The sequence below is a fragment of the Prevotella sp. P5-50 genome (assembly GCF_002251295.1).
Classification (GTDB): Bacteria; Bacteroidota; Bacteroidia; order Bacteroidales; family Bacteroidaceae; genus Prevotella.
Window position 1 is genome coordinate 81,697 of the sequence record NZ_NPJA01000039.1, and the last position, 24,079, is coordinate 105,775.

The 24,079-nt window shown below is 44.8% G+C and carries 23 protein-coding genes; 10 read left to right on the forward strand and 13 right to left on the reverse strand.

All coding sequences use genetic code 11. The features are described from left to right. Positions 1–6: 6 nt before the first annotated feature. The gene (locus tag CIK88_RS09175; protein WP_094436063.1) at positions 7–1,986 is read right to left on the reverse strand and encodes an alpha-L-arabinofuranosidase C-terminal domain-containing protein; all 1,980 of its coding nucleotides are present in this window, start codon (positions 1,984–1,986) and stop codon (positions 7–9) included. A 244-nt stretch (positions 1,987–2,230) separates the two neighbouring features. On the opposite strand from CIK88_RS09175, the gene CIK88_RS09180 reads away from it, so the two are divergent. Further along, the gene (locus tag CIK88_RS09180; RefSeq protein WP_094436033.1) at positions 2,231–2,935 is read left to right on the forward strand and encodes a tRNA1(Val) (adenine(37)-N6)-methyltransferase; all 705 of its coding nucleotides are present in this window, start codon (positions 2,231–2,233) and stop codon (positions 2,933–2,935) included. A 47-nt stretch (positions 2,936–2,982) separates the two neighbouring features. Here the strand turns inward: CIK88_RS09180 and CIK88_RS09185 are convergent, their stop codons facing one another. From CIK88_RS09185 to CIK88_RS09220, 8 genes are all read right to left on the reverse strand, one after another. Further along, a complete protein-coding gene (locus tag CIK88_RS09185) occupies positions 2,983–4,230 on the reverse strand; it encodes an ABC transporter permease (RefSeq protein WP_094436035.1) in 1,248 nt (415 codons plus the stop codon). Positions 4,231–4,270: 40 nt separating this feature from the next. Continuing rightward, positions 4,271–5,476 (reverse strand): pyridoxal phosphate-dependent aminotransferase, encoded by a 1,206-nt coding sequence (locus CIK88_RS09190; RefSeq protein ID WP_094436037.1) that lies wholly within the window; start codon positions 5,474–5,476, stop codon positions 4,271–4,273. Positions 5,477–5,609: 133 nt separating this feature from the next. Continuing rightward, positions 5,610–6,380, reverse strand: a complete 771-nt coding sequence (trmB, locus tag CIK88_RS09195) for a tRNA (guanosine(46)-N7)-methyltransferase TrmB (protein ID WP_094389467.1) — start codon at positions 6,378–6,380, stop codon at positions 5,610–5,612. Between the two features lie 10 nt (positions 6,381–6,390). Then, positions 6,391–7,044, reverse strand: coding sequence for a DUF975 family protein (locus CIK88_RS09200; protein ID WP_094436039.1), 654 nt, complete (start codon positions 7,042–7,044; stop codon positions 6,391–6,393). A gap of 141 nt (positions 7,045–7,185) precedes the next feature. Further along, positions 7,186–8,235 carry a branched-chain amino acid aminotransferase gene (locus CIK88_RS09205; protein WP_256387341.1) on the reverse strand — a complete coding sequence of 350 codons (1,050 nt, stop codon included), beginning with the start codon at positions 8,233–8,235 and terminating at the stop codon, positions 7,186–7,188. A 69-nt stretch (positions 8,236–8,304) separates the two neighbouring features. After that, entirely contained in the window at positions 8,305–8,499 is a 195-nt protein-coding gene (xseB, locus tag CIK88_RS09210; RefSeq protein ID WP_094436043.1) for an exodeoxyribonuclease VII small subunit, read from the reverse strand. Further along, positions 8,496–9,665, reverse strand: coding sequence for an exodeoxyribonuclease VII large subunit (gene xseA / locus CIK88_RS09215; protein WP_094436045.1), 1,170 nt, complete (start codon positions 9,663–9,665; stop codon positions 8,496–8,498). Before xseA ends, xseB begins: the two co-directional genes overlap by 4 nt. Before the next feature lie 4 nt (positions 9,666–9,669). Beyond that, positions 9,670–11,109 (reverse strand): S8 family serine peptidase, encoded by a 1,440-nt coding sequence (locus CIK88_RS09220; protein WP_094436047.1) that lies wholly within the window; start codon positions 11,107–11,109, stop codon positions 9,670–9,672. A gap of 459 nt (positions 11,110–11,568) precedes the next feature. Here CIK88_RS09220 and CIK88_RS09230 point away from each other — a divergent pair, with 459 nt between their 5' ends. The 8 genes from CIK88_RS09230 (at position 11,569) to CIK88_RS09265 (ending at position 18,823) form a co-directional block, all read left to right on the forward strand. Next, positions 11,569–12,924 carry an MATE family efflux transporter gene (locus tag CIK88_RS09230; RefSeq protein ID WP_094436051.1) on the forward strand — a complete coding sequence of 452 codons (1,356 nt, stop codon included), beginning with the start codon at positions 11,569–11,571 and terminating at the stop codon, positions 12,922–12,924. After that, positions 12,911–13,537 (forward strand): AAA family ATPase, encoded by a 627-nt coding sequence (locus CIK88_RS09235; RefSeq protein ID WP_094389453.1) that lies wholly within the window; start codon positions 12,911–12,913, stop codon positions 13,535–13,537. Before CIK88_RS09230 ends, CIK88_RS09235 begins: the two co-directional genes overlap by 14 nt. A gap of 13 nt (positions 13,538–13,550) precedes the next feature. Then, the gene (locus tag CIK88_RS09240; RefSeq protein ID WP_094389454.1) at positions 13,551–14,048 is read left to right on the forward strand and encodes a metallophosphoesterase; all 498 of its coding nucleotides are present in this window, start codon (positions 13,551–13,553) and stop codon (positions 14,046–14,048) included. A gap of 20 nt (positions 14,049–14,068) precedes the next feature. Further along, entirely contained in the window at positions 14,069–15,205 is a 1,137-nt protein-coding gene (locus CIK88_RS09245; protein WP_094389455.1) for a dTDP-glucose 4,6-dehydratase, read from the forward strand. Positions 15,206–15,225: 20 nt separating this feature from the next. Further along, positions 15,226–16,413, forward strand: coding sequence for a formate-dependent phosphoribosylglycinamide formyltransferase (gene purT / locus CIK88_RS09250; RefSeq protein WP_094389456.1), 1,188 nt, complete (start codon positions 15,226–15,228; stop codon positions 16,411–16,413). Continuing rightward, on the forward strand, positions 16,394–16,807 hold the full coding sequence (locus CIK88_RS09255; protein ID WP_094447328.1) for an FdtA/QdtA family cupin domain-containing protein: 414 nt from the start codon (positions 16,394–16,396) through the stop codon (positions 16,805–16,807). Before purT ends, CIK88_RS09255 begins: the two co-directional genes overlap by 20 nt. 86 nt (positions 16,808–16,893) lie before the next feature. Beyond that, positions 16,894–17,733: a GNAT family N-acetyltransferase gene (locus tag CIK88_RS09260; RefSeq protein WP_371591549.1), complete on the forward strand. Its 840-nt coding sequence runs from the start codon at positions 16,894–16,896 to the stop codon at positions 17,731–17,733. Beyond that, entirely contained in the window at positions 17,708–18,823 is a 1,116-nt protein-coding gene (locus CIK88_RS09265) for a DegT/DnrJ/EryC1/StrS aminotransferase family protein (protein ID WP_173815659.1), read from the forward strand. Before CIK88_RS09260 ends, CIK88_RS09265 begins: the two co-directional genes overlap by 26 nt. Before the next feature lie 43 nt (positions 18,824–18,866). Here CIK88_RS09265 and CIK88_RS09270 read toward each other — a convergent pair whose 3' ends face one another. The 4 genes from CIK88_RS09270 to CIK88_RS09285 are packed head-to-tail and all read right to left on the reverse strand — an operon-like array spanning position 18,867 to position 22,470. Beyond that, positions 18,867–19,460, reverse strand: a complete 594-nt coding sequence (locus tag CIK88_RS09270) for an LUD domain-containing protein (RefSeq protein ID WP_094389459.1) — start codon at positions 19,458–19,460, stop codon at positions 18,867–18,869. A 21-nt stretch (positions 19,461–19,481) separates the two neighbouring features. Further along, entirely contained in the window at positions 19,482–20,849 is a 1,368-nt protein-coding gene (locus CIK88_RS09275) for a lactate utilization protein B (RefSeq protein WP_094389460.1), read from the reverse strand. Between the two features lie 36 nt (positions 20,850–20,885). Further along, the gene (locus CIK88_RS09280) at positions 20,886–21,623 is read right to left on the reverse strand and encodes a (Fe-S)-binding protein (protein WP_094389461.1); all 738 of its coding nucleotides are present in this window, start codon (positions 21,621–21,623) and stop codon (positions 20,886–20,888) included. A gap of 31 nt (positions 21,624–21,654) precedes the next feature. Then, positions 21,655–22,470: an SGNH/GDSL hydrolase family protein gene (locus CIK88_RS09285; protein WP_094389462.1), complete on the reverse strand. Its 816-nt coding sequence runs from the start codon at positions 22,468–22,470 to the stop codon at positions 21,655–21,657. 146 nt (positions 22,471–22,616) lie between these two features. Here CIK88_RS09285 and CIK88_RS09290 point away from each other — a divergent pair, with 146 nt between their 5' ends. After that, positions 22,617–23,339 carry a Bax inhibitor-1/YccA family protein gene (locus CIK88_RS09290; protein ID WP_094436055.1) on the forward strand — a complete coding sequence of 241 codons (723 nt, stop codon included), beginning with the start codon at positions 22,617–22,619 and terminating at the stop codon, positions 23,337–23,339. Positions 23,340–24,079: the final 740 nt, after the last annotated feature.

The following is a 24,079-nucleotide window of genomic DNA, read 5'->3' on the forward strand; positions in this document are numbered from 1 at the left end:
GCTGTGTTATTCTGCAGTTTCGTAGAGTCGGAAACTCTTGGCTGGTATGATGTCGTCGATGACGACGGAACCCTTGACGGTTTTTGCAGCGAGTTTGCCTGCAACAGGACAGATGAGGTCGGGATTGTCGAGGGTGTTCTCTTCGTCCATCTCGGTGTGGCAGAGTGTCAGCGTATGCACGTCATTGGCTGATTTTCTGTCTTGCAAGCGGATGCTGACCGGTTGGGGCTGATTGCTGGTGTTGATGACCTTCACGATAATGGTGTGCTTGGCTTTGTCGGCAACAGCACTGGCGAAGAGACCATCCTGTCCGTCTTGTCCTGCCACCGGTTTGCCGTTCATCGTAAGGCGCAACGCATGCGTGCCTTTGTGTGTGGCATACATCTGCTGGACGTAATAACTCGTGGTCTTAAACATGCGCGTATTGTCGTACCAAATCATGTCAGGGCGCCACTGCCATCCTTCAATATGGGCGAAGAGGGGAGCGTAGGTGGCCATGTGAACGATGTCGGCATTTCGCTCGAGATCGGTCATGAAGGCTGCCTCATAGAGTGACGTTTCGTAGTGGTTCCATTTCTTTCCTTTTCCATGGCAAGCGTATTCACCCGCAAAGACCTTAGGACCACGACGGTCGTAGGTCTCATAGCGCAGTCCGTTGTGAAGGAACCATTGTTCGTCGCGGTAGTAATGCTCATCCACCAAATCGGTTTTCTGGCGACGCATTTCTGCCCAACCTCGGTCAAACTCTCCACCCTCTGGATAGGGACCGCTTGAACCTACTATCTTGATGTTGGGATAGTGCTTACGGATGGCAGTTACAAATGGTTTTAAGCGCTCGTAATACATTGAGTCCCATTGCTCGTTGCCTATTCCGATGAACTTTAGGTTGAATGGTTCAGGATGGCCCATTTCTGCGCGTTGGCGACCCCATGTGGTGGTTGTGTCGCCATTGGCAAACTCTATGAGATCGAGTGCATCCTGGATATAGGGATCGAGTTGGTCAACAGGCTGGTGGGCATTGGCATCGTTCCAGTTTTGATACTGGCACGCCATGCCCACATTGAGTACAGGTAATGGTTCGGCACCAATATCTTCAGAGAGTTGGAAATACTCGAAGAATCCCAGACCGCCACTTTGGAAATAGTCGGGATAGTAACGATGTTCAAAGGTAAACTCCCATCTGTTGCGGTTCAGCGGACGGTTTTCCACGGGACCGATGGTATTCTTCCATTGATAGCGGTTGGCAAGTTCTTCGCCCTCAACGATACATCCGCCAGGGAATCGGAATACCCCCGGATGAATATCGGCAAGTGCCTGTCCAAGGTCGCGTCGCATACCGTTGGTTCTGTTGCGGAAAGTGTTAACGGGGAAGAGGCTGATATGTTCGAGCGACACGGGTTGCTGACCTTCCAGGAAGATGCGCAGTCGCGCTTTGTTGTCGGTTTTGGGTGAATGAATCTTCACCTCATAGCGCTTCCATCCATTGGAGTTGATGTCGATATGTGCCGTGGCGAAATCCTGTCGTTCCTCAAGCGTACCTTCATCGATGAGTTGCACTTTGATACGCGCCTCCCCGTTGGGCGCTTTTGCCCATACGGAGAAGCGGTAGTCTTCGCCTTTCAGCACTCCGATGCCGAAATATCCCTCGTTGACGAGTCCTGACCGGCGCTCGCGGTGTCCGGGATAGGCGAGTGTGACGTAGTGTGGGCAACGTTCGAAAGGCCCGTCGTTTTCCACAGTGACATGACCGAAGGTCTGCCACCCCATGAGTGGCTGTGGAAACTCGAAGGATCGGTTTTTGACGAGTTCGCCATAGAGTCCACCGTCGGCAGCATAGTTGATGTCTTCAAAGAAAAGTCCGTACATGGTGGATTGTATGGGAGCCACAGTTTTCTTGGTGTTTACCTGCAGCACATGTGATTGTGCCTGTGTGTTACAGGCAAAGGTCAAAGCCACCATTGTGGTCGCCACCATTTTCAAATTCATAGTCATAGTGTTGTTAGTGTTTCGTTAGTATTCGTTAGTACTTGTTTTAAGGTGTAAAGGTACGAATAAGCGAGCAAAATGCAAAAGAAATGCTCGCATTTCTTTTCGTTTTCGAGCGAAAGTACCTCCGCAACTATGTTGCAGAGGTACGAATAAGCGAGCAGCGAGCGTATTAAATAAGGTCAATATGATGGCGTTATCGATGGATTTTCGTAATTTTGCAACGTTATAAAGCAAGAACGTTATGAAAGACAGATTTAGTTTTCGTCAGTTTGATGTCGTACAAGAAGGTTGCGCCATGAAGGTTGGAACCGATGGTGTTCTGCTTGGTTCTTGGGCCAATGGAGGTCATCGTATCCTCGATGTGGGATGTGGCACAGGTCTCATTGCCTTGATGATGGCACAGCGTTTTCCTGCTGCCGAGATTGATGCCATTGACATTGACCATGATGCTTTTGAAACAGCACATCGTAATGTGGAGCAGTCGCCCTTTAGCGACCGCATCATCGTTGCAAGAGCAAAAGTGCAGGAATGGCAACCTATTCATCGCTGCGTTCATGATGCTCAGACCTTACCGCTTTATGACGCTATTGTATGTAATCCGCCGTTTTTTATCAACTCGCTACAATGTCCTGATAATAAGCGTACTGTGGCACGACACGCGGAAACGTTGACCTTTTCCGAACTGATGGCGTCGGCTGAGAGGCTGATGGCGGAAGAAGGGGAAATATCTGTTGTGATTCCTGTTGAGGTAAAGTCGCTAATGGACGAAGCTGCTATTTTAGTCGGACTGTTCCCCCACAGAATCTGTATGTTTCGTACCACCGATCGGAAACCGCCTCGTCGTGTATTGTTGTCTTATACGAAGAAGCCAAGACGGATGGAGTCTGAAGAAATGGTGTTGGGCGATGAAACCTATCGTCGATTGACCGGATATTTCTATCTATAGCGTCAAGTAACTGTTGTAGAAACGGGAAATAGAAATGATGCAAAGGCTTACTCGTAGCGCATGGAACGTGCCGGATGGATGCGTGATATGAGTACGGTAGGTATTAAAAGTACGACCATAGTAACCAATAGCGTGGCAGCATTAAGAGCTACTATTAACGGGATGTTTAATTCCATGGGAGCTTCGCTGACATAATAGTTGGCAGGGTCAAGTGTGACGAAACCAGTCTTTTGTTGGAGTACGACAAGGCCTATGCCCAGAATATTTCCCCACAACATGCCTTGTCCCACGATGAAGACAGCAAACCACAGGAAGGTATAGCGAATAGATTTTGTCTGAGCTCCAAGTGCTTTCAATAGGCCTATCATCTGTGTGCGTTCGAGGATGATGATGAGCAGACCGCTTATCATCGTGAAGCATGCAACGCACACCATGAGTATCAGAATAACCCATACGTTCATGTCGAGCAATGAAAGCCAGGAAAAGATTTGTGGATACGATTCGTAGATGGTGTGGGAGGTGAGGATTTCACCATAATGGTCGGTATGGCGGTTGATGCGCTGTACGACGCGGTCGGCAGTTGCGTTGAGATTGTTAAAATCCTCAACAAGCAGTTCTGCGCCACTACATTGGTCTTTCTCCCAATTATTGAGACGAACGGCTGTGGGGAGATCTGTGAAGCACATGACTTCATCAAACTGGCTCATATTAGAGGCATAGATGGCAGCAATGGTAAACTTTCTGGCGCGTACATTATCATAGCTGATGAAATAGGCGGTGATGCGGTCGTTGACCTTCAAATTGAGCTTGTTGGCCATCTGTTGCGATATGACCAGTTGGTAACTGCTCTTTTCGCTGGAGAATTTGGGCAGGATGCCAGCAGTAAGGTTGCTGTTGAGAAATGTGACATCGTAATCGCTTCCGACGCCCTTGAGCGCAATACCCATGAAATCTGCGTCAGTCTTGAGAATGCCTTGGCTCAAAGCATAACGTTCTACATGTTTGACGCCCGGTATGTGCTTGATGGCATTTGCCAACGAGTCATCAATGCAGATTGGGGCGGGCATGGGAGACTGTGATGATAAGAAATTTTCCACTCGGATATGGCTGCCGAAGCCCACCACTTTGTCGCGAATGGTGTGTTTGAATCCCAACACTACCGAAACCGTGACAATCATAACCGCTAAACCGATGGCGATGCCTATCATGGCAATACGAATAGCTGGGCGGCTCACTTTACGGCGGTCGCCTTTGTCGCTATAGATGCGTTTTGCTATGAAAAGTGGGAAATTCATGGTTTTTATCCAAATACCTTAAATGGTGGCAGACCGAATATTACTGTTCATCAACGCGACCAGGGTAAGCCTCCAATGCCTTACGCAATACGAGGAGCGCTCGCTCAAGGTCTTCTTTCTTCAGCACGTAGGCAATACGCACCTGATTGATGCCAGCACCAGGCGTGGTGTAGAAACCAGCGGCAGGAGCCATCATCACAGTTTCACCTTCGTAGGTGAACTCTTCCAAACACCAACGGCAAAATTCTTCTGCATTGTCAACGGGGAGCTTTGCTACGGTATAGAAAGCTCCCATGGGGATGGGCGAATAGACACCAGGAATGCGGTTGAGTCCGTCAATCAGACACTTACGTCGTTCGACATATTCGTCATAGACATCGCGGTAGTACTCTTCAGGAGCATCGAGTGAAGCCTCTGCCACAATCTGTCCGATGAGAGGAGGAGAGAGGCGTGCCTGACAGAACTTCATGACTGCCTTGCGCACTTCTGCATTTTTGGTGATGAGCGCACCGATGCGAATACCACATTCTGAATAGCGTTTAGAAACCGAGTCGATGAGGATGACATTCTGCTCGATGCCCTCAAGATGGCAAGCGGAAATATAGGGTGAACCGGTATAAATATATTCACGATAAACCTCATCGGAAAAGAGATAGAGGTCGTATTTCTTCACAAGGTCACGGATTTGCTGCATCTCACGACGCGTATAGAGATAACCCGTCGGGTTGTTGGGATTGCAAATCATGATGGCGCGTGTGCGGTCGTTGATGAGTTCTTCAAATTTCTCCACCTTAGGCAAGGAGAAACCTTCCTCGATCGTTGTGGCGATGGTGCGAATCTTTGCACCGGCAGAAATGGCAAACGCCATATAGTTGGCATAAGCCGGTTCGGGTACGATAATCTCGTCGCCAGGATTGAGGCACGACATGAATGCAAACAAAACAGCTTCGGAACCGCCAGAGGTGATGATGATGTCGTCTGCCGATACGTTGATGTGGTATTTGGCATAATAGCCCACCAATTTCTCGCGATAACTGAGGTAACCCTGAGATGGTGAGTATTCGAGAATGCTTCTATCCACTTTCTTCAATGCGTCTAGTCCTACCTGCGGTGTAGGCAGGTCAGGCTGTCCGATGTTGAGGTGATAGACCTTGGTTCCCCGTTTTTTTGCTGCTGCGGCCAATGGAGCGAGTTTTCTGATAGGTGACTCGGGCATTTCCAGTCCGCGAACTGATATTTCTGGCATTGTTTTCTTTTTTTCGTTTCAAAATGCAAAGGTACTGTAAACCAACTGAACTACAAAGAAAAACGTCGATTTTCTTTGTCTTTGCTGTGATTGACTTACCTTGTGGCTAATGGCATAGAAATCCTATTGTCATTTATTTGCTTGTTTCCAAACTGCTGCGCTTATCGCGGTGGAAAGAACGGTAGTCGTCTAATGGTATTTCAACATCGGGCTCCACGAGTTCGCCTTGCTGAGGAAGATGGAACTTCATGTAGCGGATATTGAGGCCACGGGCAATCCATTGTGCTTCGTAGAAAGTCTGGATGGACAGAATTTTGCGAGTCTCCTCATCGATACCGTCGGTATGATAGAGATCTTCGGTGCGGAAGAGCAGGGGCAGACGGTTTGCCTCGACCATGTAGGTGGTATAGGTGAAGAGGAAGTTGGAGTCGGTCTTCAAGTGGATGAGACCTCCGTCAACGAGAAAATGGCGGTAGCGGTTCATGAAATAAGTACTGGTGAGCCGTTTGCGTGGATTTTTCATCTGGGGGTCGCTGAAGGTAAGCCAGATCTCCTGAACCTCGTCTTTGGCAAAGAAACGGTCGATGATCTCGATATTGGTGCGTAGGAAGGCCACGTTGGACAGCCCTGCTGTAAGTGCTTCTTTTGCTCCTTTATGCATGCGTGCTCCTTTGATGTCAACACCGATGAAGTTGACCTGTGGGTAGAGGCGTGCCAGTTCTACGGTATATTCACCCTTACCGCAACCCAGTTCGAGGACGATGGGATTGTCGTTATGAAAATATTGTTCGCGCCAATGTCCCTTCATTTCGAAAGGTACATTCTCGATGACTGAGAATGGATATTGGAAGACGTTGCTGAACGTCTCCATTTCTGCAAATTTCTGTAGTTTTCCTTTTCCCATGTAGTATGGATTATATTGTTTCGATGGTAATGGTATCATCTGAAAACTCTTGGTCGTCGGCTTTCAGGTCGGCATAGAAATGGGCATGTGCCACTTCCATGTATGGAGCTAAGAAGAGATAACCGATTCCCAAGGTGAGGATGCAGAGCAATGCCCATCCAAGGAAACTCAGGTCGAGTACGAAGAGGCGCCATTTGTTGCCTTGCATCAGTCGCATGCTTTCCTCAATGGCCTCGTTGTAAGCCAAGTCAGGACGGTCGACAAGGACAAATTCGGTCATGGCATAGGAGTAGCTCTTGACGATGCCTGGTATGATAAGCAACAAAGACCATAATAAGGTATAGATACCTTTGAGGAGTATTGTCAGGAAGATGCGTGTGAAATCGTGATAACCCTTAGTCAGGTTTCCGTAGTTTACTTTCATGCTACGTGACACTTCCAAAAAGGTGATGGTCACGCCCCATGACATAGGGATGAGTAAAAGAGAAAAGATGTTGCTGGTAAGCGATGATGTTATTTCTGATGTAGTAGGCATCAGCAATCCTGTGCCACAGCTTACAGTACCACCGATAAGGAGATATATGAGGACAAGAATGGCGCTCTCGCCCCATTTGTGGTCAAGACTGCTAATGGCTCTCTCTTTACAATTTACGATGTATCCCATTTTTTTTCTTTGTGTTATGTTTTATGATAATGTCGGGCCGAGAATGTTCACGGCCCGACGGAGATTTTATGAACAAGGATGGATGTAATAAACATCCTTTCAGCTGAAGTGCTGCCTAAGCAGACTTTAGCGTGAATGATATTATTCGATGACTACAGTAGTCCATCCGTGCTTGTCTTCTGCAATACCATACTGGATGTCGCGCAGATGGTTGAAGAGTTTCTCAGACCAAGGACCTGGTTTGTCGCCGAAGGAATAAACCTTGCCTGTGTCGAGGTCATCAATATGGCTGATGGGACTGATAACTGCTGCTGTTCCACAAGCACCTGCCTCTTCGAATGTCTCCAACTCCTCTTCGGGAATCTGACGGCGCTCAACCTTCATGCCTAAATCCTCGGCCAACTGCATGAGTGAACGGTTGGTGATAGAGGGAAGAATAGAGGTTGACTTCGGAGTGACGTAGGTGTTGTTCTTGATGCCGAAGAAGTTGGCGGCACCACACTCGTCAATGTATTTCTTCTCTTTAGCATCGAGATAGAATTCGCAGGCGTAACCCTTCTCGTGTGCCAGATTGTTGGCAAAGAGGGATGCAGCATAGTTGCCACCCACCTTGTATTTTCCTGTGCCAAGAGGAGCAGAACGGTCGTAGTCGCGTATAATGACGTAGGGGTTGGCAGAGAAACCACCCTTGAAATATGGGCCTACGGGAGTTACGAAAATCAGGAAACAGTATTCTTTTGAAGGATGTACACCAACCTGTGCACTGGTACCGATGAGCAATGGACGGATGTAGAGTGTTGCGCCACTCTCATAGGTAGGAATCCATTCCTGATTGAGACGTACCACCTTTTTGACCATTTCGGTGAAGAGTTCGGTGGGAAGTTCGGGCATGAGAATACCGCGACAAGTGCTCTGCAGACGCTCGGCATTGTCCTTCACACGGAAGATGCGTACCTTTCCGTCTGGACAGCGGTAAGCCTTCAGACCTTCAAAGGCCTCTTGTCCGTAGTGCAGACAGGTGGCAGCCATGTGCAGGTTGAGATACTCGTCGGAGCAAACCTCTATTTCGCCCCACTTACCGTCACGATAGTAACAGCGTACATTGTAGTCGGTCTTGATGTAACCGAAAGGCAGATTAGCCCAATCTAATTGTTTCATATCTTTATATGTTTGACAGTTGTGCTTGCAAATTTAAGCATTTTTGTTAAGTTTTGCAATAATTTCGATGCTTTTGTTGCTCAAAATGCTCATCTTTATCGATTATTTCTCGGCTTTGGTGAGTTTATCTATCTCCTTTTCCGTTTCGGTGAGCCGTTTCTTGCAAAGTGTGATGAGTTCTTGGGCTTCTATCATGTGGGCGGTAATCTGGTCGATGTCCAGTTGGCCGCCCTCCATTTTACGGACGATTTCCTGAAGCCGTGCAAAGGCTTCTTCGTATTTTTGGGGATGATTCATTGTATGATGGATTTGATGGTTCCTTGTTTCAGTCGTGTCTCTATCTCGTCACCGGATTTAACGTCTTGGGGGCTCTTGACAATCTGTCCGTTGTGGAGCGTGATACTGTAACCGCGTTGGAGAAGTAACTGTGGGTCGTAGCCTTCCAGTTTGAGTTGGATGCGCTCCAGGCTGTGGTGTGCTTCTGTCATAAGGCATTGCGCCAGATGAGGTAGAAGCGTGGTGATATGTTCCAGTTGCAGTCGATGGCGCTGCAGTCGGTCTAGTGCATAATGTGCAATGACATTTTCTGCATCAGCCACCTGTTGTAAGGTGTTGCAAAGGTGGGTTATCAGTAGTGTGGCTGCGGCTGTTGGAGTCTTTACTCTGGTATGGCTCACCATGTCGAGCACACATTCGTCGCGGTCGTGACCGATACCTGTGATGATGGGCAACGGGAAGTTGGCAACGTTCTCTGCCAACGGAAGGGTGTCGAAACCGCTCATGTCGCTGGTAGCTCCTCCACCGCGGATGATGACTACTGCATCGAAGTCGTCGATACGGTTATTGATGAGGTTGAGTGCCTGGATGACACTTTGTTCTACGCGTTCGCCTTGCATGATGGCAGGGAAGAGCTCGGTGTGGAATTGAAGGTTGTATTCGTTGTCGAGCAATTGCCGACAGAAGTCTCCGTAGCCTGCCGCCGATTCTGCCGAGATAACGGCAATGCGCTGAGCAAAGGGAGACAGACGTAGTTCGCGTTGGAGGTCGAAAACTCCTTGGGCTTTCAATGTCTTGATAATTTCTTGTCGGCGACGTGCTAAATCTCCGATGGTGTAGGTAGGGTCAATATCGCTGACAATCCAGGAAAAGCCATAGGCTTCGTGGAATTGTGGATAGACTCGCAACAGTACTTTCATGCCAGCGCGTAACGGTTGTCCTGTGGCTCGAAGAAACGTAGCATGGAGTAGTGTCCAGGTCTGTCGCCAACATTTGGCAGATGCTTTGGCAATGGGCGAATTGGAACGCTCGTCTTTTTCTACCAGTTCCATATAGCAATGTCCATTGCGCTCACGACATTCTGCCAATTCTGCCTCTACCCAATACTCATCGGGTAAGGCGTTGCTGACGGCTTCGTGGACTAATGCGTTGAGTGCATATAGTGAGAAATGGTGGCTTTGCTCCATAATTCTATTCCGTTTGGGATGGCTGATCAGATTTCTGCTGGATGCGCCCTACCATATAGGCTCGCCAAAAGTTTGGAAGTCCGTAGCCGGTGATGTTGTCGGGATGTTCGCTATTGCGACTGGTCTGACGAATGAGTTGTATAATCTGCCTCGCGGTCAGTTTCGGTAAGGCTTGCCACAAACAGGCGGTCAGGCCGCAAATGATGGGTGAGGCAAAGGAGGTGCCCATATCCTGGGCAATGGTTCCACGTCCTGTAACAATGGTTGCGGGACTTCCGATGGCCACAACATCTGGTTTGATGCGTCCGTCTTGTGTGGGACCTACTGCGCTGAAAGGAGCGTTTCCGAGTTCCTCCGTAACGGCGCCTACGGTGAGACAGTCCTCAGCATCAGCAGGAAAGGTAAGTTTCTTCCAGCCTCCCATACCCGTATTGCCCGATGAATTGACAAGGATAATACCTTTTCCGATGACCATTGATGCAGTACGGCTGATGAATGTTGAGTGGCCGTCGAGTTGCCAGAGTTGATGTGACCCGATACCGTGGTCGTATTGATGATAGCCAAGGGATGAGTTGATGAGATCGCATCCTACCGAATCGGCAAATTCTACTGCCATTGCCCAATAGTCTTCCTCTACTTCTTGTTCTGACTGCGGGTCTTCGCAGCGCAGAAGCCAATAAGAAGCCTGAGGGGCTGTTCCTATATAATAATAAGGTGTATTGATGGCCATGGTGGATAGAACGCGTGTGCCGTGGTCAGTCTCATAGAAGACCGACGGTGAGTTTGGAAATACGAAATCACGTGTGCCTTTGATGTCAACCTTCGAGAAGGCAGGTATGCGATTGACGTTTTTGAATCCTCCGTCTAAGACTGCAATCGTCAGTCCTTCACCACGATAGCCGATGTCGTGAAGTCTTTGGCCGTTGGTGGTCTGAATCTGATCTGCTGCGCGACCGTACATGGTGTCGGGAATAGAGTCGTTAGGTAGAAAAGAATCGTGGAATTTTGTTCGGATGGCAGTCGGCTCGATGGAGTCGGGGGCTTGCCATACGTTTCGGCAATTGCTGACAAAGGGAAGATGGCGGATGCGTTGGATGTCGGAAGTGTCGCGCATTTCAACAAGAACGGTGTTGTTCCATCGGCTTTGTCCGATAACGGCGGTCTGGCGGTTTTCGATTGCTCTAATATAATGTGGACTGACTGGAAGATCGGTAGAATCGATGGCAAGTCCTTGGCGCTTACGGCGTTCAATGCTTCGACGGGAAAGAAAACGTGACGGATGGTCGATGGAGTAGGGTGATTTGTTTTTGTCTGTCAACGTGATACGGTATATATAAGCCGGACACACCTTGTTTCTGACCCGCTTGGCGCTAGCCTGTGTTGTTGCTGCCGTTGTGGTGATGCAACATATTACCGTTAACAATGTCAACAGAGTGATTCGCATGTTTCAATCCTATTTTCTTTTAGGTTGCGAAGTTACGAAGAAATGGGGAAACTGCCAAAAAAATGTTCGTTTTTCCGTTGAAGACGTCGCTTGTTGGTTGCCTTTGGATTGTTTTGTCGCTTTTCGACATAGTAAAAAAAATGAATTGCTCTTTCTTAAGTGGGAATGGATATTATACTTTAGAGTGGCTTTTGGGCAGTCTTATTGCTTTCGGGATGTGTTCGGGATGTGTTCGGGATGTGTTCGGGATGCAGGTGTTCGTAGAGAATAAGCAAGACAGATGTTTGTTCACAAAACTTAAAAAATGTATTTTCCCTCTGCTTTCGCTGCTCCAAAATTTGCCTTTGGCTTATTATGTCGCGACTCAACAGAGTAAAAATGTATTGGTACTCTGCTTTCGCTGCTCCAAAATTTGGTATTCTGCTCGAATTGCACTATCTTTGCACAAAATATAAACGAATGGATAATAGACAAGCGACCCTTGAACTTGGAACCAAACCTGTAGGACAATTGCTTATGCAATATGCGCTACCTGCCATTGTGGCAATGACCGCCTCCAGTCTTTACAATATGGTTGACTCCATATTCATAGGACAAGGTGTAGGAGCTATGGCTATTTCGGGATTGGCAATCACATTTCCTTTTATGAACCTGTCGGGAGCTGTAGGAGCTGCCATTGGTGTGGGAGCGTCCACCTATCTCTCTGTGAAACTTGGACAGAAAGACTATAAGACCGCAGAGCTGCTTTTGGGAAATGCTATCGTTCTGAAAATTATTACGGGAATCCTATTCGGAGCCGTATGCCTCTTGTTCCTTGACCCTATCCTTTATTTCTTCGGTGCAACAGAGAACACTATAGGATATGCACGTGAATATATGCAGATTATCTTAGTGGGAAATGTGGCAACGCATCTGTATTTTGGACTTAATGCCTTGCTGAGGGCAGCTTCGAAACCCAAACAGGCCATGTATGCAACCATATTTACGGTTGTTGTCAACACGATTCTGGACCCCATATTCATCTGGGTATTTGATATGGGCATACGAGGAGCAGCATTGGCTACGATTCTTGCACAGATGCTGGCACTATGTTGGCAACTGTCCATCTTCTCCAATCCTAAAGAAATGCTCCATTTTAAAAAGGGAACATATCGGTTGAGAGCGGATATCATCAAGAATATTCTGGCTATTGGTATTTCTCCTTTCTCCATGAATGCTTGTGCTTGTATTGTGGTTATCTTCATCAATACAGCATTGGTACGCTACGGTGGTGACATGGCCGTTGGAGCCTATGGAATCGCTAATAGAATTGCCTTTATCTTTGTGATGATTGTTATGGGAATCAAGCAGGGATTGCAGCCCATTGCTGGATATAATTATGGTGCACAACTCCATAGCAGACTCATACACGTAGTAAGATTGGCAATGCTTGCTGCAACAGTAGTGGTTGTGGCAGGATGGGTTACAGGACAACTGTTGCCATACTATTGCGCCAGACTCTTTACTTCTGACCAAACACTCATCAATCATTCCATACAAGCTATTAGGGTTAATATGCTCCTATTCCCCTTGATAGGATACCAGATGGTGGTCACCTGTTTCTTCCAATCGATAGGAAAAGCAAAAATCAGCATGCTTCTCTCCTTGTCGAGACAAATGCTATTCCTCGTGCCACTACTCATTATCCTACCACCGATATTTAAAATAGACGGAGTATGGGCTGCACTACCTGCTAGTGATGGAATTGCATTTATTGTGACGTGGGTGACAATGGAAACCTATAAGAAAAAACTTAGAACAAATGCTCAACAATAAAATCATCATCAACGTAGGCCGACAACTCGGTAGTGGCGGACACGACATCGCACGTATGCTCGCCATGGATTTCAATGCGAAATACTACGATAAAGAATTGCTTAACCTGGCTGCCAAGGAAAGTGGATTCTGCGAAAAATTCTTCGAACAGAATGATGAACAACGTGGATTTCTGCGAACACTCTTTCATCTGCATGCACCTCACATGGGGGATAATAACATGTACAGCAACGACTTCTCGCAAGAGAATCTCTTCAAATTTCAAAGCGATGCTATAAGAAAGGCAGCACAAGAGTCTTCGTGCGTCTTTGTTGGAAGATGTGCTGACTATGTGCTGCGTGATTACCCTAATGTCGTCAACGTGTTTGTTACTGCAGATATGGATTTTCGCATAGACCAAGTGATGCATAAACAAAATATAGGAAGGGAGGAAGCACGAAAATTCATTGAAAACGGTGAGTCAAAACGTGCTGCATACTATAATTATTATACCGGAAAGAAATGGGGACATGCTTCGTCTTATGATCTCTGTATCGACTCTTCAAAACTTGGATTGCAAGCAACGGAACACATCATTGCTGACTTCATAAGAAAATATCTCGACCTCGATTGAAACAAAAAGAAATATGAAGAGAATCGGAATCATCAGTGACACACATTCTTATTGGGATGATAAATATCTTACCTATTTCGAAGAGTGTGACGAAATATGGCACGCTGGAGATATTGGCTCGGTAGAAGTGGCAGAAAAATTAGCGGCTTTCAGACCGTTACGGGCTGTTTGCGGAAACTGCGACGGAGGAGACCTAAGACTGATGTACCCTGAAGTGCTGAGATGGAAATGTGAAGATGTGGAAGTGCTTATGAAACATATAGGTGGGTATCCTGGCAACTATGATGCCAGCATAAGAGGACAAATCTATGCCTCACCGCCACAATTGTTTATCAGTGGACATTCACACATCCTTAAAGTGAAATACGATAAGACACTTCGTCTCTTACACATCAATCCTGGTGCTGCCGGACAACAAGGTTGGCACAAGGAACGCACACTGGTCAGACTGACCATAGATAAAAATGAATTTAAAGACTGTGAGGTCATCACTCTTGGTCATCATTTATAAACCATAGGAAGCAGATAGATATGAAAACAATCGTCATTACTGGTGGCGCAGGCTTTATAGGAAGCCATGTAGTGCGCCTGTTCGTGAACAAGTATCCTGAGTATCACATCATCAACCTCGATAAACTCACTTATGCAGGTAATCTGGCCAATCTTAAAGATGTGGAAGATAAACCTAACTATGAGTTTGTGAAAATGGACATCTGCGACTTCGACGCCTTCTATAAACTCATGCAAGAAAAGCATGTCGATGGCATCATTCATCTTGCCGCAGAAAGTCACGTGGATCGCTCTATCAAAGACCCATTTACATTTGCACAAACCAATGTGATGGGAACACTCGCGCTACTTCAGGCTGCAAAACTCTATTGGGAGTCATTGCCCGAAAAATATGAAGGAAAACGATTCTATCACATTTCTACCGACGAAGTGTATGGAGCTCTTGAACTGACACATCCAGAGGGTATCAAACCACCATATACTACAACAGCTTCGTCTGCACAGCACCATCTGGCTTACGGAGAACAGTTCTTCCTCGAAACAACAAAGTATAACCCACACTCTCCATATTCTGCATCGAAGGCAAGTTCTGACCATTTCGTTAGAGCTTTCCACGATACATACGGAATGCCTATAGTGGTGACAAACTGTTCTAATAACTACGGACCCTATCAGTTCCCGGAGAAGTTGATTCCTTTGTTTATTAACAATATACGTCATCGCAAACCATTGCCCGTATATGGAAAAGGTGAAAATGTACGCGATTGGCTCTTCGTGGAAGATCATGCAAAAGCTATTGATCTGATCTTCCATAAAGGAAAAATAGCTGATACCTATAATATCGGAGGATTTAACGAGTGGAAGAATATCGATATTATCAAGGTGGTGATTAAAACCGTTGACAGATTGCTCGGACGTAAAGAAGGAGAAGATATGGATCTCATTACTTTCGTAACAGACCGAGCTGGACATGACCTGCGCTATGCTATTGACTCTACAAAATTGCAGAAAGAACTCGGATGGGAACCTTCATTACAGTTTGAAGAGGGTATAGAGAAAACGGTACGCTGGTATCTCGACAATCAGGACTGGCTCGATAATGTGACCTCGGGAGACTATCAGAAATACTATGACAATATGTATTCACAACAATCATAATTTTAACAGTAACATTATTAATGAAGAAAGTATTACTACTTGGAAGCGGAGAACTTGGTAAAGAGTTCGTAATTGCCGCAAAGCGTGCAGGTGCCTACGTGGTGGCATGCGATCGTTATGACAATGCTCCTGCCATGCAAGTGGCAGATGAGCGAGAGATTTTCTCTATGCTGGATGGTGATGCCCTTACGGCTGTCGTCAATAAGCATAAACCAGATCTTATCGTTCCTGAGATTGAAGCAATCCGTACAGAACGTCTTTTTGATTTTGAAAAACAAGGCATTCAAGTTGTACCTTCTGCTCGCGCCGTGAATTTTACTATGAACAGACGCGCTATCCGCGATCTGGCCTCACGCGAATTGGGTCTTCGTACTGCCAAGTATTTTTACGCTAAAACATTTGATGAATTTAAAAAAGCTGCAGACGAAATCGGATTCCCATGTGTGGTAAAACCACTAATGTCATCTTCTGGACATGGACAAAGCTATGTACACAATGATGACGAACTTGAACAGGCTTTTAAAGATGCTATGGAAGGTAGTCGTGGAGATGTAAAAGAGGTGATTATTGAGGAATTTATTGATTTTGAATCTGAATTCACTCTTCTTACTGTGACACAGAAAAACGCTCCAACAATATTCTGCCCACCTATCGGACACGTACAAAAGAGCGGAGATTATCGCGAGTCATGGCAACCCTATAAAATATCAGAACAGGCTCTTGCACAAGCTCAGCATATGGCTGACCAAGTGACTAAAGCGCTGACAGGATACGGAATATGGGGCGTCGAATTCTTCCTGACCAAACAAGGAGAAGTCATTTTCTCTGAATTGAGCCCTCGCCCACATGACACGGGAATGGTAACTCTCGGACATACAACAAACCTATCGGAGTTTGAACTTCATTTCAGAGCTATCATGGGCTTGCCTATCGCCGATATTAGACTGGAACATGCAGGCGCTTCTGCGGTAGTCCTTTCGCCTATAGAAAAGAAAGGTCCACTTGATTACAACCTCGTCGATGCACTAAAAGAGGAATGCACACGAGTGCGTATCTTCGGAAAACCAGAAGCTCATCCGGGAAGACGCATGGGTGTGGTCCTATGCTATGGTGATACTGATGCCGATACTGATGCCTTGCGCAATAAAGCTAAACGATTGGCAAAGACTGTGCTGGGAACAGATCCTTATGCAAAAATTGAACACTAAACTGATTACTCTTCCAAAAATTGCCGATTCAAGGGGAAACCTCACCGTTGCAGAGGCTTTCGATAACGTGCCCTTTGATATAAAAAGGGTTTATTGGTTGTATGAAGTCCCAGAAAACGGCAGTAGGGGAGGACATGCACATCGCCGGCTCCAGCAACTTCTTGTTGCTGTGAGTGGCGCTTGTCATGTCACACTCGATAATGGCTACGAACGAAAAACGATACTTCTCAATAATCCCTATCAAGGATTGTTCATTGATAAGACACTATGGGTGACTCTTGATCAATTTTCACCAGGTGCCGTTTGTTTGGTTTTAGCATCAGAAGGTTATAATGCCGCAGATTATATTGATGATTACAACGAGTTTTTGAAGTATGTGAAATGTTCCAAATAACTCCTTACCATTCATCTGAATACGAAAAATGGAATGCTTTTGTGGAGCGTTCGAAAAATGCTACGTTCCTTTTTGACAGACATTATATGGATTATCATGCTGATCGTTTTCAGGATGCCTCATTGATGTTTTATCTTGAAGGAAGACTGGTCGCTTTGTTACCTGCCCACAAAGACGGAGATACGCTTTGCTCACATAATGGATTGACGTACGGTGGATTGATAATGGATGAAAAGGCTACTGCAGAAAGAATATCTGTGTTGTTTGCAGAAATGAATGATTACCTGCGAAACCAAGGATTTAGGACAGTCTTCTATAAACCAGTACCATGGATCTATCATCAGTATGCTGCAGAAGAGGATCTTTATGCTTTGTATAATGTATGTAAAGCTCAACTCGTGGGACGTGATGTGGCTGCTGTCGCCTGCACAAATCATTTGCTACCATGGAGGAATATCCGTAAACAAGGAGCTAAAAAAGCAATTCAACATGGTTGTGTTATTCGTGGGGGGGAAAACTATTCTGATTTTTGGAATATTCTGACTGAGAATCTACAGACAAAATATGGCGTATCTCCTGTTCATACGTTAGATGAAATACATTTGCTTCATCATCTTTTTCCAAAACAAATCAGACTTTTTGTGGCAGAGATTAATGGTCGTGTCATGGGAGGAACTGTTTTGTACATGACTCGAAATGTAGTTCATGTGCAGTATATATCTGCTTCTGCTGAAGGCAAACGTTTACATGTACTTGATTGCCTTTTCGATTTCCTTCTGGAAAATCTTCCGCAAGAATGCCACTATTTTGATTTCGGAAAATCAACAGCAACAGACAGTTGCCTGTTGAATGCTTCCTTGGCTTATCAAAAAGAAGGATTTGGGGCGAGAAGCATTTGTTATGATACGTACCAATGGAATCTTTGATATGAAATATTGCGATTTGAAATTATTGTCTGACCATAGAAAAGAGCAATTACATGATGCCATAGATTCTGTTTTACAGAGTGGGTGGTATCTACGAGGGGAAGCAACAGAACGCTTTGAAAGACATTATGCCCGTTATATTGGAACGCGATATTGTGTGGGCTGTGGCAATGGACTTGATGCTTTGTGGCTGATTCTTCGTGCATATAAAGAAATGGGAGTGATAAACGAAGGAGACGAGGTGATCGTACCTGCCAATACGTATATTGCTTCTTTATTGGCTATTACAGAGAATCGACTCGTTCCTGTTCTTGTTGAACCAAATCTCGAAACGTTGCAAATTGATGAAAGTCAGATAGAAAAGGCGATTACCAGACGAACACGTGCCGTTATGATCGTGCATCTATATGGTTCGTGTGCTTATAGTAAACGTATTGCTGAAATCTGTAAGAAATACGAGCTGAAATTAGTGGAGGATAATGCGCAGGCTCATGGATGTGAATGGAATGGTATAAAAACAGGGGCATTGGGAGATGCAGCAGGACATAGTTTTTATCCAACAAAAAATCTTGGAGCATTAGGTGATGCTGGAGCTGTTACAACCAATGACGAACAATTGGCGGAAATAATCAGAGAATTAGGGAATTATGGTAGTTCCCAGAAGTATTTGTTTGAACGCTGTGGAAGAAATTCGAGAATAGATGAAATACAAGCGGCTGTTCTTGATGTGAAACTGTCATGGTTGGATTCGGATAATCAGAGCAGACGAAATATTGCTAACATCTACGATAAACTGATTAACAATCCATTGATTCGAACAGCAAAAATGTCTTCTCGGGCTGTCTATCATATCTATCCTCTATTTTGTGAAAAACGAAATGAACTTCAGACATATTTGAAAGAACATGATGTGGAAACGGTAATCCATTATCCAGTTCCCCCACATCTACAGAAGTGTTATCCTGCATTAAAACGTTCATTCCCTATAACGGAGCTGATTCATCAGCAGGAATTAAGTCTGCCTTGTTATCCAATGATGAAAGAAAAAGAGGCAGACCATATTGCCCGCCTCTTGAATGATTTTTTTTGACCCTCATTAGCTCATTAGGAGGGAGTATCCATTGATGCAAACATCAATCTGGCATCAGAAGAATAGTAACGCTTCGTGCTGCTTGAGCTCCCATTACCAATACCTGGGCAATATCTGCTGTCTTTGATGGACCGCTAATAAAGGTACCGTAACCATCATATTTCGAGTCGAATGCAATCTGCTTGTAGGCTTCGTGCATGTTGTTTACAATCTGAGACTTACGAAGTAGAATGACGATATTCTCGGAGATGAAACAAACGGCTTTTTCTTTCATTTGCTGAGGAATCCAAATGCATCCGTTTTCTGCCACACCAAACATTCCTCGTATTATACCCACGTCAGTCCCGTTGAGAGCTTGAGCATTCTCTATTGTGTCGGGATTTCGTGTGGCGATGGTAATCTCGGAGAGGTTGGAGGCAATCTCTTTGGCATCAGGATAGAGTTCTTTGACCAGAGCATTAATATCTTGATTCTCTTTTACTTCTATGATGTTGCCACCAACATTCTTGCTCATTTCTATAAATTGCGAAAGTGGTTCTTTATAAGTAATGGGCGTGATGTCACTTAGATCGGGCATTTCAAAACGTTCATGAATATTTGAACGATACTTCTTAAGTATATCTTCCTTGTTGCTCATAATCTGTTGTATGATAGGGTGTTATTTGTCTAATTCCTTAATTAACTCATGGAAAGGCTTCTTGGGAAATTGCATCATTTTATGACCTTCTGCCCATGGATTCAGACCATTGTTAAGAACAAACGATGGAAGAATATTGGCCCATGAGGCCATGCCCGTGGCAAGGTTGTAAAGCCATGAATGGTTGTAAAGTGCAGTCATACCTTTACACATTAACTTCTTCTGTGGATTGGCTGTGCCGAATTCATCTAACTGCTGACGCCAAAGGTATATCTGATCTCCAAGGTTTACTTTGACAGGACATACTGACTGACAACTGTTGCAGAGCGTACAAGCTGATACATTGCCTGAATGTTTCTTACTGTCACGAAGCATACCAAGGTTGATTCCTATAGGACCTGGAATGAAATAACTGTAGGAATAACCACCGCTACGGCGATAAACAGGGCAGGTGTTCATACATGAACCACAGCGGATACATTTCAAAGATTCCCAATGGGTAGGATTGCCTATCCACTCCGAACGGCCATTATCAACTAAGATAATGTGCATATTGTCAGCTGTAGGACGAGCTTTACGGAAGTGGCTGGTGTATGTTGTTGTGGGTTGGCCTGTTCCTGCACGGCAGAGCATGCGCTGGAAAACGGCAAGACAATCGTAATTGGGGATGACTTTCTCTAATCCGATTGCGGCAATATGTAGTTTCGGACAGGAAGTGGACATGTCTGCATTACCTTCGTTGGTACACACCACTATATCACCAGTTTCGGCTATACCGAAATTGGCACCTGTCATGCCTGCATCTGCAGTAAGAAACTCATTGCGCAAACTCAATCGGGCACAATAGGTTAGATACGTGGGATCGTGGTTACCTTTCTCTGAATTGAGCTTTTCTTCAAACAATTCACCTACGTCGTTGTGATTCAGGTGAATAGCGGGCATTACGATATGACTCGGCTTCTGACCTTTCAATTGGATAATGCGCTCACCAAGGTCGGTTTCTACTACTTCTATGCCACGTGCTTCCAAATAGGGATTCATCTCGCATTCTTCCGTGAGCATTGATTTTGATTTCACCATCTTCTTAACATGGTGGCTGCTCAAGATATCATAGACGATCTCATTGAATTCATTGGCATCTTTCGCCCAATGTACAATAACTCCGTTCTTCTCAGCATTGGTGGCAAACTGATCTAGATATTCGTCAAGATGGGTCAAGGTGTGACGCTTGATAGCTGAAGCTTTCTCACGTAATTGCTCCCATTCTTCAAGTCCATAGGCCATCTTGTCGCGTTTGGTGCGAACTGACCAAAATGTGGCGTCGTGCCACTTTGCATATTCTTGGTTTTTTAAGAATTCTTTGGCTGCTTTTGAATGTGATGTACTCATAGTGCATGCGTTTTAATAGGAATACATAAAGTCTTGTTAAAGGCCTGAGGCAAGAATCTCAATAACGTGTTTGAATTGTATGTCTTTGCCTTGTTTACGGGCAATTCCGGCCATGTGCATCAAACAAGAACAGTCGGCACCGGTAATATATTTCGCACCGGTCTCAATATGACGTTCAACTTTGTCTATGCCCATTTGCGTTGACACTGCGGTCTCTTCTACGGAGAACATTCCTCCGAAGCCACAACATTCATCTGGACGGTCGGGCTCTACAACATCAATTCCTTGTACTAATTGAAGAAGGTCTTTGATTTTGTTGAATGGAGCGACGTGCTCTTCTGATGGGGAAGAAAGGCCCAGTTCACGTACACCATGACAGGAGTTGTGGAGGCTTACCTTGTGTGGGAATGTTCCTAAGGGCTGATTGACCTTGACTACGTCGTGAAGGAATTCTACAACGTCCATAATCTTGTCAGACGTCTGACATTCGTGCTTTCCTTTCAACAACCTTGGGTAGTTGAGCTTAATGAACGCGGTACATGATACACTGGGAGCTACGACGTAATCAAACTCCTTAAACTTGTCTTCAAACTTTTTGGCTAAAGGAACGGCTTCGTTTTCAAAACCGGCATTGGCCATGGGCTGTCCGCAACAGGTCTGCTTGAGTGGATAGGTGACATCCAGATTTAGATGGCGCAACAGTTTGTAAGTTGCAACACCAACTTCCGGATAAACGGCATCTACATAGCAGGGGATGAATAGTCCGATTTTCATAAAAGAATTGTGCTTGTTTATTATTGTTTGTTTAGTATGTGCAAGGGAGAGTACTCAGTTGGTAAAGAAGAGTTTGAGCCATCCGACGATGACCCGCATCATTTGGATGCAGTCTGTCAACCTCCTTGTCCTTAAAGTATGTAGTATATTCGTCCATCATGGGGAATAGACCACAAAGTGAGTTGAGATCGATAACAGGAACGGCCCAGATATTACCGGCTTCTTTTACTGATTCTACATAACGCTGAAAGGGCTCGCCACAGAGGTTGTAATAATCTTCTGTAGGTTGCCAATTCTTTTCATTACGATAAAAACCTGCCCGATGAATTGGAGTGAGTAATACTATCTGTTTGGTAGGGTAGGTGCGCTTCAATTTGTCGAGGGCGATGTTTATTCGTCCACGATAGGTCGATTTATCCATTATAGGATACATACGTTTACGAGTTACCATGTGCTTGGGCTCGTGTATGCCTGCCATGACTTGTTCTTCTTTGATGTCATACCACTCTCCAATGGGAACACCGGCATTGAAGTCGTTGGTACCGATGAAAACGATGATGGCGTCAACCGAATCACCATGTTCTTGATGCAACTTTTCTGTTTGGGTGGGAATGTTGTCCCATTGACGACCGCTGACACCATATATATAAGGTGTAATACCGAGCCAGTCCTCTAGAAAATTCCAAAACTTCAATTTAGAACCATCGTTGTTGGGGTCAGTAATTGAATCACCAAAATAAGCCACGCGCTTATGCGCCCATGGATGAGGGAAGCTAATGGTCTGAGCATTGACTTCATGAGCCAGTGCAAGGATGAAATACAGCGCAAAAAAAATATATCGTTTCATTATTTTATTAAATTATGGATTATTTAACTGCAAAAGTAGAAAAAAATGAAGAAACTACCAACTTCCTTTGTTTTTTTTAATATTATTGATGCTGCAATTAGCGGAAAAAATGACTAACTTTGCAAACGAATAAATACAAAACGAATATGAATAACAATTATTTTGAAAATGATCGCGTCGCATATCAGCGACAATGGGAAGTTTCTTCGGCCTTTCCTGCTCTGATGCGTAAAGTCTATACATGGATGGTTTTTGCCTTGGCAATTACAGGATTCACAGCATATGCCGTAGCTACAAGTCCTGGTGTACTCATGACAATTTATTCCAACCCAATGTTGTTGTGGGGAATGGTAATAGCTCAACTTGCCATTGTTATAGGAGTAAGTGCTGCCATAAACAGATTGTCGCTTACATCAGCCACACTTCTGTTTATACTATATTCCGTTATCAACGGAGCTATGTTCTCTAGTATATTCGTTATCTATACAGCATCGTCCATTGCTTCTACTTTCTTGGTTACGGCAGGAACATTTGCTGTCATGGCAGTTGTTGGTTATACGACAAAGAAAGATCTTACATCAATAGGACGCTTGGCGATGATGGCTCTCGTGGGAATAATCATTGCCACACTCGTAAACGTATTCTTCCTTAAAAGCACAGGAGTGGAACTCTTCATCACCTATGCCGGAGTATTAATCTTTGTAGGATTGGTAGCATACGATTCCCAAAAAATAAAAATAATGCTTGCACAAGCTCCAGATGCTGGAGAATCAGCGCAAAAAATAGCTTTACTCGGAGCATTGTCACTCTATCTCGATTTTATTAATCTCTTCTTATATCTTCTCCGTATTTTTGGAAAAAGAGAATAAAAAGATAATATCTAATAGATCCCACTTTAAAACAGGTCTGACCTTTTAAAGTGGGATCTTTGTTTTTCTTCACTTAAATTCTATCAAGACTATATAAGTCTAATTTTCATGATAGTCCCCACTATGATCCAATATCGTTCGCTAAAAAAGGGACTTGCATCGGACTTATATCAAACTTACTTGGGAAGTATTACAATAATTTGATAGACGCTTTTGATAAGAATGAAGTTCTCACGTATCCCGTACACATCCCGAACACATCCCGAACACAGCCTAAGAGAAAAACTTATCCATTGCCTCATTCTGCTCCAATTTTCTTTTATTTAACCTCCAAATGTTAAGCCACTTCACGAACCTATTCCAATGTACAAAACGTACGGCAAAAGTTTAAGAGTGCATATATATAATAAGGTGTAGAAAAATATGATGTAAAAGAAATGGAAAAATGATGCGTAAAAATGAAAAAAAACATGGATTTTCTTTGGTGATATCGAAAAAGTACGTACCTTTGCATTCGCTTTCACCACAAAACTGGTGACAAGCACTTAAGGAAGAGTTCTTTGAAAGATTTACATAAAACAGAGAAGTAGTAGTACAAGAAGCGAGACTTACTTTTTATGAGTACAGTCTTGGGTGAATTTACGAACCGTCGATTTTTAGGAATCAAGGTGCTTTATGATCCATGATACTACCGGATATGAGATTCGTTCTGAACAGAGACACGACACTTCTTTAAGAAG

Coding starts and splice junctions, on each gene's coding strand:
- CIK88_RS09175 (WP_094436063.1), bottom strand. CDS start 1,986: ATGAATTTGAAAATGGTGGCGACCACAATGGTGGCTTTGACCTTTGCC.
- CIK88_RS09180 (WP_094436033.1), top strand. CDS start 2,231: ATGAAAGACAGATTTAGTTTTCGTCAGTTTGATGTCGTACAAGAAGGT.
- CIK88_RS09185 (WP_094436035.1), bottom strand. CDS start 4,230: ATGAATTTCCCACTTTTCATAGCAAAACGCATCTATAGCGACAAAGGC.
- CIK88_RS09190 (WP_094436037.1), bottom strand. CDS start 5,476: ATGCCAGAAATATCAGTTCGCGGACTGGAAATGCCCGAGTCACCTATC.
- trmB (WP_094389467.1), bottom strand. CDS start 6,380: ATGGGAAAAGGAAAACTACAGAAATTTGCAGAAATGGAGACGTTCAGC.
- CIK88_RS09200 (WP_094436039.1), bottom strand. CDS start 7,044: ATGGGATACATCGTAAATTGTAAAGAGAGAGCCATTAGCAGTCTTGAC.
- xseB (WP_094436043.1), bottom strand. CDS start 8,499: ATGAATCATCCCCAAAAATACGAAGAAGCCTTTGCACGGCTTCAGGAA.
- xseA (WP_094436045.1), bottom strand. CDS start 9,665: ATGGAGCAAAGCCACCATTTCTCACTATATGCACTCAACGCATTAGTC.
- CIK88_RS09220 (WP_094436047.1), bottom strand. CDS start 11,109: ATGCGAATCACTCTGTTGACATTGTTAACGGTAATATGTTGCATCACC.
- CIK88_RS09230 (WP_094436051.1), top strand. CDS start 11,569: ATGGATAATAGACAAGCGACCCTTGAACTTGGAACCAAACCTGTAGGA.
- CIK88_RS09235 (WP_094389453.1), top strand. CDS start 12,911: ATGCTCAACAATAAAATCATCATCAACGTAGGCCGACAACTCGGTAGT.
- CIK88_RS09240 (WP_094389454.1), top strand. CDS start 13,551: ATGAAGAGAATCGGAATCATCAGTGACACACATTCTTATTGGGATGAT.
- CIK88_RS09245 (WP_094389455.1), top strand. CDS start 14,069: ATGAAAACAATCGTCATTACTGGTGGCGCAGGCTTTATAGGAAGCCAT.
- purT (WP_094389456.1), top strand. CDS start 15,226: ATGAAGAAAGTATTACTACTTGGAAGCGGAGAACTTGGTAAAGAGTTC.
- CIK88_RS09255 (WP_094447328.1), top strand. CDS start 16,394: ATGCAAAAATTGAACACTAAACTGATTACTCTTCCAAAAATTGCCGAT.
- CIK88_RS09260 (WP_371591549.1), top strand. CDS start 16,894: ATGGATTATCATGCTGATCGTTTTCAGGATGCCTCATTGATGTTTTAT.
- CIK88_RS09265 (WP_173815659.1), top strand. CDS start 17,708: ATGATACGTACCAATGGAATCTTTGATATGAAATATTGCGATTTGAAA.
- CIK88_RS09270 (WP_094389459.1), bottom strand. CDS start 19,460: ATGAGCAACAAGGAAGATATACTTAAGAAGTATCGTTCAAATATTCAT.
- CIK88_RS09275 (WP_094389460.1), bottom strand. CDS start 20,849: ATGAGTACATCACATTCAAAAGCAGCCAAAGAATTCTTAAAAAACCAA.
- CIK88_RS09280 (WP_094389461.1), bottom strand. CDS start 21,623: ATGAAAATCGGACTATTCATCCCCTGCTATGTAGATGCCGTTTATCCG.
- CIK88_RS09285 (WP_094389462.1), bottom strand. CDS start 22,470: ATGAAACGATATATTTTTTTTGCGCTGTATTTCATCCTTGCACTGGCT.
- CIK88_RS09290 (WP_094436055.1), top strand. CDS start 22,617: ATGAATAACAATTATTTTGAAAATGATCGCGTCGCATATCAGCGACAA.